General features: G+C 46.5%; 19 protein-coding genes and 1 riboswitch. All 19 genes read right to left on the bottom strand.

From position 1 onward, the window contains the following. Positions 1 to 101 precede the first annotated feature (101 nt). Complete coding sequence (locus DXB70_RS01335) at positions 102 to 770, bottom strand: hydrolase (protein ID WP_107000785.1); 669 nt, start codon at positions 768 to 770, stop codon at positions 102 to 104. A gap of 207 nt (positions 771 to 977) precedes the next feature. Then, positions 978 to 1784: a sporulation transcription factor Spo0A gene (gene spo0A / locus DXB70_RS01330; RefSeq protein ID WP_118672527.1), complete on the bottom strand. Its 807-nt coding sequence runs from the start codon at positions 1782 to 1784 to the stop codon at positions 978 to 980. Between the two features lie 428 nt (positions 1785 to 2212). Then, positions 2213 to 2288, bottom strand: a riboswitch (cyclic di-GMP riboswitch). Between the two features lie 214 nt (positions 2289 to 2502). Then, a complete protein-coding gene (gene spoIVB / locus DXB70_RS01320; protein WP_347559573.1) occupies positions 2503 to 3810 on the bottom strand; it encodes a SpoIVB peptidase in 1308 nt (435 codons plus the stop codon). Positions 3811 to 4190: 380 nt separating this feature from the next. Next, entirely contained in the window at positions 4191 to 4727 is a 537-nt protein-coding gene (locus DXB70_RS01315; RefSeq protein WP_022360547.1) for a L17 family ribosomal protein, read from the bottom strand. A gap of 178 nt (positions 4728 to 4905) precedes the next feature. Then, the gene (locus tag DXB70_RS01310; protein ID WP_107000788.1) at positions 4906 to 5868 is read right to left on the bottom strand and encodes a DNA-directed RNA polymerase subunit alpha; all 963 of its coding nucleotides are present in this window, start codon (positions 5866 to 5868) and stop codon (positions 4906 to 4908) included. A gap of 126 nt (positions 5869 to 5994) precedes the next feature. Further along, positions 5995 to 6588 (bottom strand): 30S ribosomal protein S4, encoded by a 594-nt coding sequence (rpsD, locus tag DXB70_RS01305; RefSeq protein WP_107000789.1) that lies wholly within the window; start codon positions 6586 to 6588, stop codon positions 5995 to 5997. Positions 6589 to 6606: 18 nt separating this feature from the next. Then, positions 6607 to 7008, bottom strand: a complete 402-nt coding sequence (gene rpsK, locus DXB70_RS01300; RefSeq protein WP_022360550.1) for a 30S ribosomal protein S11 — start codon at positions 7006 to 7008, stop codon at positions 6607 to 6609. A 75-nt stretch (positions 7009 to 7083) separates the two neighbouring features. Then, on the bottom strand, positions 7084 to 7452 hold the full coding sequence (gene rpsM, locus DXB70_RS01295; RefSeq protein WP_022360551.1) for a 30S ribosomal protein S13: 369 nt from the start codon (positions 7450 to 7452) through the stop codon (positions 7084 to 7086). 131 nt (positions 7453 to 7583) lie between these two features. Further along, positions 7584 to 7697: a 50S ribosomal protein L36 gene (gene rpmJ, locus DXB70_RS01290; protein WP_003497809.1), complete on the bottom strand. Its 114-nt coding sequence runs from the start codon at positions 7695 to 7697 to the stop codon at positions 7584 to 7586. A gap of 249 nt (positions 7698 to 7946) precedes the next feature. Beyond that, positions 7947 to 8165 (bottom strand): translation initiation factor IF-1, encoded by a 219-nt coding sequence (gene infA, locus DXB70_RS01285; RefSeq protein ID WP_022360552.1) that lies wholly within the window; start codon positions 8163 to 8165, stop codon positions 7947 to 7949. Between the two features lies 1 nt (position 8166). Next, a complete protein-coding gene (locus DXB70_RS01280) occupies positions 8167 to 8439 on the bottom strand; it encodes a hypothetical protein (RefSeq protein ID WP_117796495.1) in 273 nt (90 codons plus the stop codon). A gap of 253 nt (positions 8440 to 8692) precedes the next feature. After that, positions 8693 to 9442, bottom strand: a complete 750-nt coding sequence (gene map / locus DXB70_RS01275) for a type I methionyl aminopeptidase (protein ID WP_117796496.1) — start codon at positions 9440 to 9442, stop codon at positions 8693 to 8695. A gap of 3 nt (positions 9443 to 9445) precedes the next feature. Next, complete coding sequence (locus DXB70_RS01270; protein WP_022360555.1) at positions 9446 to 10090, bottom strand: adenylate kinase; 645 nt, start codon at positions 10088 to 10090, stop codon at positions 9446 to 9448. Positions 10091 to 10198: 108 nt separating this feature from the next. After that, a complete protein-coding gene (gene secY / locus DXB70_RS01265; protein ID WP_107000793.1) occupies positions 10199 to 11515 on the bottom strand; it encodes a preprotein translocase subunit SecY in 1317 nt (438 codons plus the stop codon). A 1-nt stretch (position 11516) separates the two neighbouring features. Further along, entirely contained in the window at positions 11517 to 11957 is a 441-nt protein-coding gene (rplO, locus tag DXB70_RS01260) for a 50S ribosomal protein L15 (protein ID WP_022360557.1), read from the bottom strand. Between the two features lie 23 nt (positions 11958 to 11980). Next, complete coding sequence (gene rpmD / locus DXB70_RS01255; RefSeq protein WP_022360558.1) at positions 11981 to 12163, bottom strand: 50S ribosomal protein L30; 183 nt, start codon at positions 12161 to 12163, stop codon at positions 11981 to 11983. A gap of 15 nt (positions 12164 to 12178) precedes the next feature. Continuing rightward, positions 12179 to 12688 carry a 30S ribosomal protein S5 gene (gene rpsE / locus DXB70_RS01250; protein WP_022360559.1) on the bottom strand — a complete coding sequence of 170 codons (510 nt, stop codon included), beginning with the start codon at positions 12686 to 12688 and terminating at the stop codon, positions 12179 to 12181. Positions 12689 to 12707: 19 nt separating this feature from the next. Then, a complete protein-coding gene (rplR, locus tag DXB70_RS01245; RefSeq protein WP_022360560.1) occupies positions 12708 to 13076 on the bottom strand; it encodes a 50S ribosomal protein L18 in 369 nt (122 codons plus the stop codon). A gap of 17 nt (positions 13077 to 13093) precedes the next feature. After that, a complete protein-coding gene (rplF, locus tag DXB70_RS01240; protein WP_022360561.1) occupies positions 13094 to 13636 on the bottom strand; it encodes a 50S ribosomal protein L6 in 543 nt (180 codons plus the stop codon). Positions 13637 to 13812 lie beyond the last annotated feature (176 nt).

The following is a 13812-nucleotide window of genomic DNA, read 5'->3' as shown; positions in this document are numbered from 1 at the left end:
GCAGACTGTATTTTCTGAATTGGATGTTTTTCATAGTATGAGATAAAAGGCGGAGCCGAAAAGAAAATTATGTTTTCTCTTCGATCCCGCCTTTTGTATAATCAGGGATTGATCTCCCTGTATTTCTTCATCGTCCGCGCAAACAGCTCGCCGTTGGACGGCGGCGTGTACGTGATCGCATTGGCTCCTGCCTCGATCGTCTCCAAAATCGATTCGTTAGTCGGTCCTCCGGTCGCGATAATGGCAACGTCCGGATACTCCTTCCGGATCTCGGCTACCATCGATGCGGTGGCGGCAGCGCCTGATACATTTAAAATATCGGCTCCCGCCTTCAGTTTGCGGCGGACATCCGTGTGAACCGAAGCAATCGTCGCAATGACCGGAATATCGACCACCTGCTTGATCTCCGTGATGACCTCATCCGCGATCGGCGCGTTGACCACTACACCGTAAGCTCCCTGATGTTCTGCCTGAAGCGCCAGACGGACGGAACGCTTTCCTCCGGTCAGACCGCCGCCGACCCCGACAAACACCGGCACATCCGAGATGCTGATGATCGACTGTGAGATAGCTGCCTGCGGAGTAAACGGATAAACTGCGATGATCGCATCCGCGTTGATATTTTTGATGATTGCCACATCCGTTGAGAAGGCGATCGATTTGATACGCTTTCCAAAGATGCGGATTCCTGAACATTCACTGATACAATACGGACACATAATCGTGTGATCCCGCAGGGTTCCATTGTACGCCGGTACTTTTTTTTTCATAGGCAATTCTCCGTTCTTTTAGCTGCTTTCCTGACCTCTCTGTCCAGCTGTTTTATACAGGGGCAGTTTTTCAGTCCTGCATCTTTTATTTCCCCTTTATCTTATCATACACACATTTACCCATGCAATCAGTCACTTTCATAAATGTGTTACAATCGTGTTAAAAAGGCTTACAGCACTTTCGGCTCCAAAAAGCACCGCACGATTTTATACATCCCGCTTATAATCCAGGCAAATCTTATCAACAATCAATGCGATAAATTCCGAATTGGTCGGCTTTCCTTTCCCTGTGCTGACGGTATATCCAAATAGATCGTTGATCGTGTCCATCTTGCCGCGGCTCCATGCGACCTCAATCGCGTGGCGGATTGCCCGCTCGACACGGCTTGAAGTGGTCTGGCGCTTCTTGGCGATGGTCGGGTACAGGATTTTCGTCACAGAACCGAGCATTTCTTTATCACTGACTGACAAAATAATCGCATCCCGCAGGTACTGATATCCCTTAATATGAGCCGGAATCCCAATCTCATGCAGAATCTGCGTCACATCGCTCTCCAGATTCTGTCTTTCATATTCCGCCGACACCATATACGGCTCCACCTTCCGGTTGCCCGCCAGGGTCGAAGCGCGGTTCCTGTAATTCTTCAGGCGATGTACCTTGTCTAAAACCGCCTCCTTCGAAAATGGCTTTACTATGTAATAACAGGCGCCCATCCGAAAAGCATCCGCTGTCAGATTCTCGCTGCTCGCAGCTGTAATCATAACAAAGGAAATGTCAGCTGAACAGTCTTGATTTGTCTTGATGCGCTCCATAACCGAAATTCCATCCATTCCCGGCATCACTACGTCCAGAAATACAATATCCGGCTTTGTCTTTACGATCATATTATAGGCATCGGTTCCGTTTTCCGCTTTTCCGACCACCTGAATCTCCTTATCACTTTCCAGTATATTTCCAAGCATATCCAATGCCTGACGATTATCCTCTGCGATCGCAATCTTCATTTCTGCCATAATATTCTCCTCCTCGGCACCTGTGATGATTAAAATAATTATAAATTCTTTTTTTAACAAGTTTCAACTCGTTTTGATCGCGCAGTTCGACACTCAACGCTCATTTTGTCTATCAATTCTTTTGATGCAAAATAAATTACACAAGATGCAAACTATATATAAGCATGTATTGTAGCTAACCGTATCTGTTAAGATTCCGCTATAAACCTTCTACCGCCCAGCCGCCATACGCCTATCTAACGATCCCTTATCACCACGTTTTACCGATTCCGGTCGAAAGACACACAAAATACACGCAATTAAAAAGCCTCCACGACCGGTTTCTGAACATGAAAATTCCATCTTTGCAGATCAAGTTTCGATAAATTCCTATAAAAAAACAGAGTTACGCCATAGCCATACAACTATAACATACTCTGTTATCGTGTTAATGCAACTGGCTGCCATTTTACAGGCCCTATAGCTTTGCGTCGCAGCTTTTCAACTGTTTTGCCAAATATGTAATTTGCTCTATTATATACGCTTTTTTTATATCCTGTCAATAAAGAGAGCAAAAACTTTGTACTTTGCATGTTACTGTTCACACACGTGTGCCCAGCAACAGGATTTTGCCGATGCTGCGCATTCAAAATCGGCAAAATCTGCTGCCAGAACTGTATCATATGGAATTTTAAGTTCAGAAAATTCCCACCCGTAAACAGTTACTTTGCATCCAGATTCAATGTCCCAGCATATTCTCCACCAGAATCCCATACCCACGCGTCGAATCCTGAATAAAAACGTGCGTAACTGCTCCGATGAGTTTTCCGTTCTGGATGATGGGGCTGCCGCTCATGCCCTGGACGATCCCGCCGGTCAGGGACAGAAGTTCCGGATCGGTTACGCGAATGACCATGTCCTTGTTGTGGCGGTTGGAGGAGTGGTCTATTTTCTGAATCTCAATCTCGTAGTCTTTCAATTCCCCGGACACGCTGCTACGGATGCAGGCACGGCCTTTTTTGACGTCCTGACGGTAACCGATCGGAATTGCAGGGTTCTTTACCCGGCTTAAAAAGCGCGGATTTGCCGTCCCGAAAATGCCCTGATCCGTATTGGCCTCCACACTTCCCAGCCGCGACTGATTTCCATAGTAGATAACGCCCGACATCACGCCCGGCTTTCCGAAACTTCCCTTCTCCACGCCCAGAATCTCCGTATCGTATAGTTCGCCGCCGGAGGTCTGCACCAGAAGTCCCGTGTCGCCATCGCTGATACCGTGTCCCAGCGCTCCAAACGCGCCGTTAGCACATACATAGGTCATCGTACCGATGCCCTGCGTATCGTCGCGGATCCACAGCCCCAGCTTATAGTCTCCCTCCTGCGTCTGTACCGGCGTCATCTGTACATCCATCGTCTCTCCCTCGCGGCGCACTGAAAGTGTCAGAGCCATATTTCCCGCTTCCTTGACTGCCCGTATCATATCTTTCTTGTCCGTCGCCGGCGTCCCGTTGATTGCCTCGATATAGTCTCCAGAACGCAGGATTCCGTCCGCCGGATCCATCACCTCCCCCGTCTGTGCTGTCACCCTTCCGGTTCCGATCACCATCAGTCCGTCGGATTTCATGTAAATACCCACCGGCAGCCCACAGGGAACCGCATACTGGACGTCCGACACATCTACCTCGATATCCTTTAATTTCCATATTCCAAAGAGTTTGAGACTTAAACGGTACGTTCCCTCCTGTTCAGAATAGATGGAAAAGGGCTGGTTGAGCTGCAGATGGATCTGGTCGGATGGAATTTTAGAGTTGCCGTTTAGAAGCACCTCCTCGCTCTCACTTTCCAGCAATGCCCGAAACGGCAGCCCAAAGCGAACTTGCTCCTGCCGGTCCACCACCACATTGATGCGGTCGGGAACCGCGTTCTTCACATATTGATAAGATACGCCGGCAAGCGCAATGACCCCCGCACCAAAGATTATCAGCAGAACACGGCGAAGTTTTTCCTTCCGACTTGTTGTTTTCCACATACTAGGGTTTTTTCGCACGTTTTTTCCTCCTTCTACTCCTATGTACTTCCCCCGTTCCGTAGATTCCACCCTGCGGCGAATTTCAACGAAATGCAGATGTACACTCTGTTTGAATCCAAGAAATTGTTCCATAAAATCGTTTAATCCTAGTATGCGGAAAACCGTAAAATTCAGTCTGCTATTTTTGCGCCATTCTTTCTATTTTTTTCATTCAATTAAAACCCTGGCTTTTTCTCATGGTAAACAGTTACAAAAATTCCATTCTAACGTCAAAAAACCCCGGCTCAGAAGACAGATTTCTCTGTCTCCCAAACCGGGGTATAAAATCATCTTGCGATTCAAGACTTGCGTAAAAGAACGAAGATTTGATACAACTTAAACAAACGAATCTATCTAAATTATACCAGCTCTAACAGAACTTCCATAGCGCCGTCGCCCTTACGCTGACCGATCTTAACGATACGGCTGTAACCACCATTGCGGTTAGCGTACTTCGGTGCAAGCTCATCAAACAGCTTAGCCGGCATATCTACCTTCTTAGTGTTTTTCTTCTTGCCTGCTCTTGCAGTCGGAACGTCTGTTACATCGTAGAGAACCTTCAGCATCTGTCTTCTAGCGTGAAGTCTGGAAGCTTTATCTTTCTTGATCTCTTTCTCTACTTCGTCGTAAACGGTAACTTTCTTGCCGTCAACAACTTCTTTTACTCTCTTGCCGTTCTCGTCTTTGCGAGCTACCTTAGCGGTAACTTTAACGGTCTCGAAGTTATCTTTCTCTTTTACTGCCAGAGCGATCAGACCCTCAGCGATCTTCTTCACTTCTTTTGCTCTTGCCTCAGTGGTAACGATCTTGCCGTTGAATAACAGTGCGGTTACCAGGCTGCGCAGCATTGCTTTTCTCTGACTGGAAGTTCTTCCAAGTTTTCTATATCCTGCCATGATTCTTTCTCCTCCATTTGCGGAAGCCGGCACTCATGCCCTTTGGACTTACTGAATGTCTGCTATATAAAATATAATTGTTTGATGGTTATGCAGGGACCTGTGCCATTCGGACTTACCCGTCCCCGTATCTGCATGAAAGGGACGCACTGCAAAGCACGTCCACCCACGCGGTATCTTAAGCCTCTTCGCTCGGGTTGAGCTGCAGGCCTAATTCTTTCAGTTTTGCAAGAACCTCTTCCAGGGATTTGCGGCCCAGATTTCTGACTTTCATCATATCTTCCGGTGTGCGGTTGCACAGCTCCTCCACTGTATTGATTCCGGCTCTCTTTAAACAGTTGTAAGAACGAACGGATAACTCCAGCTCGTCGATGTTCATCTCAAGCACTTTCTCTTTCTCGTTGTCTTCCTTCTCTACCATAACCTCTGCGGTCTTGGCATTCTCGGAAAGGTCAATGAAGAGGTTCAGATGCTCGCTCAGAACCTTTGCTGCCAGGCTGACAGCTTCGTCTGGTGCCAGCGTTCCATTTGTGTATACATCTAATGTCAGCTTATCATAATCTGTCACCTGACCCACACGGGTGTTCTCAACGGTCATATTGACACGCTCCACCGGTGTGTAGATAGAATCAACAGCCAGAACTCCGATCGGAAGATCTTCACTCTTGTTCTTATCTGCGCTGATGTAGCCGCGGCCCTTCGTGATCGTCAGCTCCATGTAGAATTTGCTGTCCGCGCCGCCGCTTAATGTAGCGATGACCTGGTCCGGATTCAAAATCTCAATGTCAGAATCAGCGTGAATGTCAGCTGCTGTGATGACGCCTTCGCCCTCGAACTCGATATAAGCCGTCTTCGGCTCATTCGTCTCGCTGCTGTTTTTGATCGCCAGACTCTTGATGTTCATGATAATTTCAGTTACATCCTCTTTTACACCAGGGATAGAACTGAACTCATGCAAAACGCCGTCGATTTTCACTTGACTTACTGCTGCACCAGGCAAAGAGGAAAGCATAATTCTTCTTAAAGAATTGCCTAATGTGGTACCATAGCCTCTTTCCAGCGGTTCAACCACAAATTTGCCATATCTTTTGTCTTCGGAAATCTCAGCAATTTCAATTTTTGGTTTTTCAAAATCGAACACGATAGCCCCTCCTTTTGGGAACATTTTTGAGGGTCTGCCATACTCTTGTAGTCTCGGAATCTCCCAAGCAGCTGCCAAAGCAGATACATGGGAGATTCTGGACTAACATAATAGTAATACTTCTTATTATTTGGAGTACAGCTCGACGATAAGCACTTCGTTTACAGGAACGTCAATTTCGTCTCTGCTCGGTAACTCTTTAACAGTACCTTTCAGGTTCTCAGCGTCAACTTCCAGCCATGCCGGTACCATTCTTCCGCCGGTTACCTCAGCGATATCTTTATATCTCTGTGAAGATTTGTACTTCTCTTTGATCTCGATTACATCGCCAGCCTTAACTAAGTAGGACGGGATGTTTACGCTCTTGCCGTTTACGAGAACGTGCTTGTGATCTACGATCTGACGTGTCTCTTTTCTTGTACGGCCAAAGCCCATTCTGAATAATACATTATCCAGTCTGCACTCCAGAAGGATCATCAGGTTAGCACCGACCTGACCATTCATTCTGGATGCTTTTGCATAGTAATTTCTAAACGGTTTCTCTAACACACCGTAGATGAATTTTGCTTTCTGCTTCTCTCTCAGCTGGAGTGCATACTCGCTCATCTTTCTGTTGGCTCTCGTTAATTTTCTCGTTGATTTCTTGTCGATTCCTAAATAAACCGGATCAAGGTCAAGAGATCTACATCTTTTAAGTACAGGAACTCTATCTACTGCCACTTTACTTGCACCTCCTAATTAGACTCTTCTACGTTTCGGCGGACGGCATCCGTTATGCGGAACCGGAGTTACGTCCTTAATGCTTGTTACTTCCAGACCACATGCCTGAAGAGCACGGATTGCTGCTTCACGACCTGATCCCGGACCTTTTACCATAACGTCTACAGACTTTAAGCCATGGATAAGAGCTGCCTTCGTTGCAGTTTCTGCAGCCATCTGAGCTGCATATGGAGTAGATTTCCTTGAACCTCTAAATCCCAGACCGCCTGCACTTGCCCATGATAAGGCATTACCCTGTGCATCTGTTAAAGTAACGATTGTGTTATTAAAAGATGACTGGATGTGCGCCTGTCCGCGTTCAACGTTTTTCTTTACACGCTTTTTTGTCACTTTCTTGCCAGTGGACACTTTTTTAGCCATTTTAAACTAACCTACTTTCTCAAATATTGAATCCTGTTGCTAAACCTAACCTGATTCAGTTTCCTTGTTACTTAATTATTTCTTCTTGTTTGCTACTGTCTTTCTCGGACCCTTACGAGTTCTAGCGTTGGTCTTTGTCTTCTGACCACGAACCGGAAGGCTCTTTCTATGACGGATGCCTCTGTAGCATCCAATCTCCTGCAGTCTCTTGATGTTCATAGCGATCTCTCTTCTCAGATCACCCTCAACCACCTGACTGTCAGCGATGATTGCCGCAAGCTTCTTAACTTCGTCGTCAGTTAAGTCCTTAACACGAGTGTCAGGATTAACTTCAGCTTCGGCCAGGATACGGGCTGCACTTGCTCTACCGATACCGTAGATGTAAGTCAAGCCGATCTCTACGCGTTTCTCTCTTGGTAAATCGACACCTGAAATACGAGCCATGTGTGTAGTACACCTCCATTAGTTTTTCTTACTTCTTCGTTGATAATGTATAAATTTGCTTAAACTACTGAACAACTCATCCGAGTGGTTCATAATAGAAAGCCGCGCGAAAAAATAGGTGCTAAATCAAATTAGCCCTGTCTTTGTTTGTGCTTCGGATTCTCACAGATTACTCTGATACTGCCTTTTCTCTTGATGATCTTGCACTTTTCGCAAATTGGTTTAACCGATGATCTAACCTTCACAGCAATTCTCCTTTCCGTAATAGTCCGTCCAATCTCGGACATACAATTTTTTATAACCTATTGTAGTCCTGTGTCGGACTTACAGGTACAACAGACTCGTTCCATCCCCCTGCCGTGAGAGGACAAAAGGGCGGATCTTACCTGATGCTTCAACAAAGTTCGCTAAAGCATTATAACATTTAAAATCCTATAATGCAAGCGAAATTTACACTTCTCTCAATATTTTTATTGAGAAAAATGGATTGGTCTTTATTTATCTCTCCAAATGATTCTTCCCTTAGAGAGATCGTATGGCGACATTTCCATTGTAACCTTATCGCCCGGCAGAATACGGATGTAGTTCATACGGAGTTTTCCGCTGATCGTAGCAAGTACGATGTGTCCGTTTTCCAGTTCTACCTTAAACATAGCGTTCGGCAGCTTCTCTGCTACTACGCCCTCAATCTCAATTACATCTGCTTTCGACATTCTATATACCTCCCTGCAATGATTTCTGAATGAAATAGCGGATCGCTTCATCCTGGACTGCCGCGCCGTCCGCAAACTGGGCTGCCAGCGCCTCATCCCATTTGTGGGAGAACTGCACGTGCTTTCTCTTCTTGCGTTTCGGCTTGGCGGCGGTTTTAGTGCGTCCGTCTGCCAGATACACGTAGCGTGCATCTTCTCTGACTATAATATAATAAGTGCCTTTGTCGTGGCCCGCAAGTGAGCGGACCAGACAGCCAGTTCCATATTCCGTCATTCTGATCTCCGTTTCTGTAGACAGGTGTTTCCGCTCTCGCCGCAGGCTTCTCAGATTACAGTTTGTTCGCTTGCCTATTTGCTCACTTAGCTCGCAAACAGGGCAAAAATTCATGCAGATTTGTCTTCGACAAAGAATTTTTGCCATTGCCCGCCTTATTGATCGGCTCGGACATCTGCCTCAAGATGCGTACATACTGTAATCGGAAAGCCTGCTTAGGTCTTCGTAAAAACTTCCCCAGCTTACTTCTTCTTTATAAGGAAAGGATCTCAGGTTCGCCCTCTGTAATAAGAATCGTATTTTCATAATGAGCAGCCCAGCCGCCATCTTCCGTCATGACGGTCCAGTCATCATCGAGCCAGACTACTTCGTAGCTGCCCTCGGTAATCATCGGCTCGATCGCGAGCGTCATGCCGGGCTGTAAGAGAATTCCTTTTCTTTTTCTTGCAAAATTCGGAATCTCCGGATCCTCATGCAGATGGGAACCGATTCCATGACCAACCAGATCCCTGACAACACCAAAACCGAAACTTTCGGCATATTTCTGGATCGCTGCAGAGATGTCATTGAGATGATTGCCAGCTTTGGCAAATTTAATTCCCTCAAAGAAGCTCTGTCTGGTAACTTCAATCAGTTTTTTGGCATCATCGTCGATCTCTCCGATGCCGTAAGTCCGGGCTGCGTCTGAGTGGTATCCTTTGTAGATCACTCCTGCATCCAGACTGACGATGTCTCCCTCATCGAGGAAATGTTCCTTGTGCGGGATTCCATGTACAACCTCATCATTGACAGAGACGCAGATCGATGCGGGATAGCCGTTGTAATTTTTGAACGAGGGAATGCAGCCGTAACTCCGGATGATTTCCTCTCCCATATGATCAATATCCCAGGTGGACATACCCGGCCGAAGATTCTTCGCCAGTTCCTCATGCGTTTTGGCGAGAATTCTTCCCGCCTCACGCATCAGTTCAATCTCCCTGGGAGATTTTATCGTCACTGCCATGTTTTAAGCTCCCAAAATATCCGTAATGTTCTTGAATACGTCTTCCATGGTCTGTGTACCGTCTACCGTATGAAGAACGCCCTTCTTCTCATAGTACTCGATCAGCGGGTGTGTCTGGTCATGGTATATTTCCAGACGTTTCTGTACAGTCTCCGGCTTGTCATCATCACGAAGCACCAGCTCAGAACCGCACTTGTCGCAGATTCCTTCTTTTTTCGGTGCTGCGAACTGGATGTGGTAGGTAGCGCCGCACTTTAAGCACGCACGGCGTCCTGCCATGCGGTTTACGATGTTTGCATCCGGCACATCTACGTTGAGCGCGAAATCAATCGCCTCGCCGTTTGCTGCCAGTGCCTCTGTCAGACTCTCAGCCTGCGGGATCGTTCTTGGGAATCCATCCAGAATATAGCCGTTCTTGCAGTCAGCCTCATGGATCCGGTCAAGAAGCATGCCGATCGTTACCTCGTCCGGTACTAAAAGGCCCTGATCGATGAACGATTTTGCTTTTTTACCAAGCTCTGTGCCTGCCTTGATATTGGAACGGAAAATATCTCCGGTAGAAATGTGCGGAATGCCGTATTTTTCTGCAATTCTCTGAGCCTGTGTTCCTTTTCCGGCTCCCGGTGCTCCTAACATAACAATCTTCATAATGGTTACAATCTCCCTATATACAACAGAATCGCCTCCAGGCAGGAGCTGTCTCCGGCCACCTCCAGCCGTAAAGTAAGCAAGCTCCCGCCCAGAAAGCGAGTTGTCTTAGTCGTTTAAGAATCCTTTATAGTTGCGAACCAGCATCTGTGATTCGACTGCTTTGATTGTCTCAAGTACTACACCTACGATAATGATAAGAGAAGTACCTCCGAAGGAGAGACGGCTCACTGAGAACAGTCCAGAGACAATAATCGGAACCAGGCAGACAATGATCAGTCCGCAGGCACCAATCAGTATAATATACTCCAGAATTCCATCCAGGTAATCGGATGTTGGCTTTCCTGGACGAATGCCCGGGATGAAGCCGCCGGATTTCTTCATGTTGTTTGCTACTTCAAGCGGGTTGAATGTAATGGATGTGTAGAAATACGCAAACACAATAATCAACGCGATGTAGACAATTAAACCAACTGAATAAGCCGGACGCTCTGGATTAAACCAGGAGCTGGAATTCAGAGCCAGAAGAATCTTTCCTCCGATGGTGTCATAATTAACCTGGAAAAATCCAGCAATTACCACCGGGAAAGACATCAGGGATGAAGCAAAGATAACAGGAATAACACCTGCTGTATTTACTTTTAACGGGATGCTTGTGGACTGACCGCCAACCATCTTACGTCCCTGCATCTTTTTAGAATACTGAACCGGAATTCTCCGCTCTGCATCCTGTAAAATGATAACAAATACAACCATCGCTACGATAACCGCTACGATAATCACGGCTGTTACAACTGCAACCGCCACGATCTTGCCCTGCAGGAAACGCTCATAGAGCGTAATCATATCGCTTGGCATGGTTGAAATGATATTGAACAGAAGCACGATAGAAATACCGTTTCCGACGCCGTTCTCGGTGATTCGCTCACCGATCCACATCAGCATGGCACTTCCGGCTGTCATTGTCACAATAGCGACAATCACATTCAGGGCAGTAAACTCAACTAAAAGTCCCTTGCCGCCGAAACCGATCGCCATAGCGACGGACTGCATCAGCGCCAGTGCAACCGTAAGGTAACGCGTATATTCCGCAATCTTCTTTCTTCCGTCCTCGCCCTCCTGCTGCATTTCCTCTAATTTCGGAATTGCAATTGTCAGAAGCTGCATGATAATGGAAGAAGTGATGTACGGGGTAATACTCAATGCGAATACCGACATGTTCGTGAACGAACCGCCGGTAATCGTATTGAAGAAACCAAACGCATCATTGGACTGTCTTGTAAACAGTTCCTGGAAAAATGTTGTATTAACTCCGGGAATCGGCAGCTGCGATCCGATACGGGTCACAACCAGCATAAAGAACGTATAGAGGAGTTTTTCTCTGACCTCTTTTATCTTAAATGCATTCTGGAGCGTTTTTAACATATTAGATCACCTCGCAGGTTCCGCCAACGGCCTCGATCTTAGCTTTCGCGCCTTCACTTACCGCATCAACCTTTACGTTCAGCTTTTTGGTCAGCTCGCCATTGCCGAGGATCTTAACGCCGTCACGCGGGTTCTTTACGATGCCTGCTTCGATTAATGTTTCAACCGTAACAACTGTGTCGTTCTCGAATCTCTCAAGAGCGCTTACATTGATACCAACGATGGTCTTAGAATTTCTGTTTGTGAAGCCTCTCTTCGGGAGACGTCTATATAACGGCATCTGACCGCCTTCAAATCCTGGTCTCGGAGCGCCGGAACGAGCTTTCTGTCCCTTATGTCCCTTACCAGCAGTCTTACCGTTGCCTGATGCGTGACCACGACCTCTTCTGAAGCTGTCGCTGTGCTTAGAGCCTACCGCCGGCTTTAAATTGGATAAATCCATGACTGCACCTCCTTGCAAATATCTTAGATTTCCTCTACTTTAACTAAATGTCTAACATTCTGGATCATGCCTCTGATAGCGGCGTTGTCCGGCTGCTCAACTGTCTTGCCAGTCTTGTTTAAACCAAGAGCTGCAACCGTTGCTTTCTGCTTCGGGATAGCGCCAATAGGAGACTTAACCAATGTGATTTTTAATTTCTCTGCCATTTTTATCTCCTCCTATTAGTTCAGAATTTCTTCTACAGACTTACCGCGAAGTTTTGCAACCTCTTCCGGAGTCTTTAAAGAACCTAAGCCTGCCAGGGTAGCAAGAACTACGTTTGCCTTGTTATTAGAACCAAGGGATTTTGTACGGATGTTCTTGTAACCAGCCAGATCCAGTACGGCACGAGCCGGACCACCAGCGATAATACCGGTACCTTCCGGAGCCTTCTTCAGAAGTACGTTAGCGCTTCCGAATTTGCCGAGGAAATCGTGCGGGATGCTATTGTTCTCATCGAACGGAACCTCCATCAGGTTTCTGGCAGCTGCCTCTTTGCCCTTGCGGATTGCTTCCGGAACCTCAGCAGCTTTTCCCATACCAGCACCAACGTGGCCGTTTTTATCTCCAACTACTACTAAAGCGGAAAAACGCATTGTACGTCCGCCCTTAACGGTCTTGGATACACGTTTGATTGCCACTACAGTATCCTCTAACTCGAACTGGTTGGCATCAATTTTTGTACGTTTCATGTGTATGTTCTCCTTCCTACTAGAATTCCAGACCAGCCTCGCGGGCTGCATCTGCTAATGCCTGAACTTTTCCGTGGTAAATAAATCCGCCTCTATCGAAGACAACTTCTTTAATACCTTTTTCAAGCGCTCTCTTAGCGATTACAGTTCCAACGTGAGCTGCTGCTGCAACATCGTTCGTCTTCTCCAGTTCAGCTTTAACTTCCTTCTCGGCAGTGGAAGCTGCTACTAAAGTTTTTCCAACTGTATCATCAATGATCTGAGCATACATATGATTATTACTTCTAAACACTGCTAAACGCGGTCTCTCGGCTGTGCCAGAAAAACGGTTGCGTAATCTAACGTGTTTTTTAACGCGAATTTCGCTTCTTGACTGTTTGCTAACCATCTTCACACTCTCCTTAATTATTTCTTACCAGTCTTACCAACTTTACGTCTGATAACCTCATCGGCATACTTAATACCTTTGCCCTTGTACGGCTCAGGTCTTCTCTTATCCCGAATCTCAGCTGCATACTGGCCAACTTTTTCTTTGCTGATACCTTTAACAGTGATCTTGTTCTGTCCTTCCAGAACAGTCTCAATGCCTTCCGGATCTTCCATCTCTACCGGATGGGAGTAACCAAGGCTGAGAACCAGTTTCTTGCCCTGCTTCGCTGCTCTGTAACCAACACCGTTAACTTCCAGGACTTTCTCATAGCCTTCTGTTACACCATGAATCATGTTGTTAATTAAGGTTCTTGTCAGACCGTGTAAAGATTTCATTTTCTTTAAGTCGTTCGGTCTGGTAACTACGATATGACCATCCTCTTCTTTGATGTTCATCTCAACCGGGAGTTCTCTCTCAAGAGTTCCCTTCGGACCTTTTACAGTCACTAAATTGTTCTCTGCGATTGTTACGGTTACGCCCGCCGGAATCGCAACTGGCATTCTTCCGATACGTGACATGCCTTTTACCTCCTACTTAGATTTTCGGAGAAGCCTGAGCGGCTTCTCTGTTTTCAGTTGTATCTATAATGTTTCGTCCACTCGACTAAGTTCGTCTATCGTCTTCGACTCTGACTCACTAAGGCTCGGGACGGGCTTTCGCACTAAACTCGAAAAGACCTCGTAAAGTGCTCAAT

It is taken from the genome of Clostridium sp. OM05-5BH (assembly GCF_003481505.1).
Lineage (GTDB): Bacteria > Bacillota > Clostridia > Lachnospirales > Lachnospiraceae > Otoolea > Otoolea fessa.
Note: the sequence above shows the minus strand (reverse complement) of the source record. Positions and strands in the feature narration are given on the sequence as shown.

Excerpts from the sequence above, each read along its gene's own strand:
- spo0A (WP_118672527.1), bottom strand. The coding sequence starts at position 1,784 with ATGGCAGAAATGAAGATTGCGATCGCAGAGGATAATCGTCAGGCATTG.
- rplR (WP_022360560.1), bottom strand. The coding sequence starts at position 13,076 with ATGGTTAGCAAACAGTCAAGAAGCGAAATTCGCGTTAAAAAACACGTT.
- rpsK (WP_022360550.1), bottom strand. The coding sequence starts at position 7,008 with ATGGCTAAAAAAGTGTCCACTGGCAAGAAAGTGACAAAAAAGCGTGTA.
- rplO (WP_022360557.1), bottom strand. The coding sequence starts at position 11,957 with ATGGATTTATCCAATTTAAAGCCGGCGGTAGGCTCTAAGCACAGCGAC.
- rpmD (WP_022360558.1), bottom strand. The coding sequence starts at position 12,163 with ATGGCAGAGAAATTAAAAATCACATTGGTTAAGTCTCCTATTGGCGCT.
- DXB70_RS01280 (WP_117796495.1), bottom strand. The coding sequence starts at position 8,439 with ATGACGGAATATGGAACTGGCTGTCTGGTCCGCTCACTTGCGGGCCAC.
- rpsM (WP_022360551.1), bottom strand. The coding sequence starts at position 7,452 with ATGGCTCGTATTTCAGGTGTCGATTTACCAAGAGAGAAACGCGTAGAG.
- DXB70_RS01270 (WP_022360555.1), bottom strand. The coding sequence starts at position 10,090 with ATGAAGATTGTTATGTTAGGAGCACCGGGAGCCGGAAAAGGAACACAG.
- map (WP_117796496.1), bottom strand. The coding sequence starts at position 9,442 with ATGGCAGTGACGATAAAATCTCCCAGGGAGATTGAACTGATGCGTGAG.
- infA (WP_022360552.1), bottom strand. The coding sequence starts at position 8,165 with ATGTCGAAAGCAGATGTAATTGAGATTGAGGGCGTAGTAGCAGAGAAG.
- DXB70_RS01335 (WP_107000785.1), bottom strand. The coding sequence starts at position 770 with ATGAAAAAAAAAGTACCGGCGTACAATGGAACCCTGCGGGATCACACG.
- rpsE (WP_022360559.1), bottom strand. The coding sequence starts at position 12,688 with ATGAAACGTACAAAAATTGATGCCAACCAGTTCGAGTTAGAGGATACT.
- rplF (WP_022360561.1), bottom strand. The coding sequence starts at position 13,636 with ATGTCACGTATCGGAAGAATGCCAGTTGCGATTCCGGCGGGCGTAACC.
- DXB70_RS01315 (WP_022360547.1), bottom strand. The coding sequence starts at position 4,727 with ATGGCAGGATATAGAAAACTTGGAAGAACTTCCAGTCAGAGAAAAGCA.
- secY (WP_107000793.1), bottom strand. The coding sequence starts at position 11,515 with ATGTTAAAAACGCTCCAGAATGCATTTAAGATAAAAGAGGTCAGAGAA.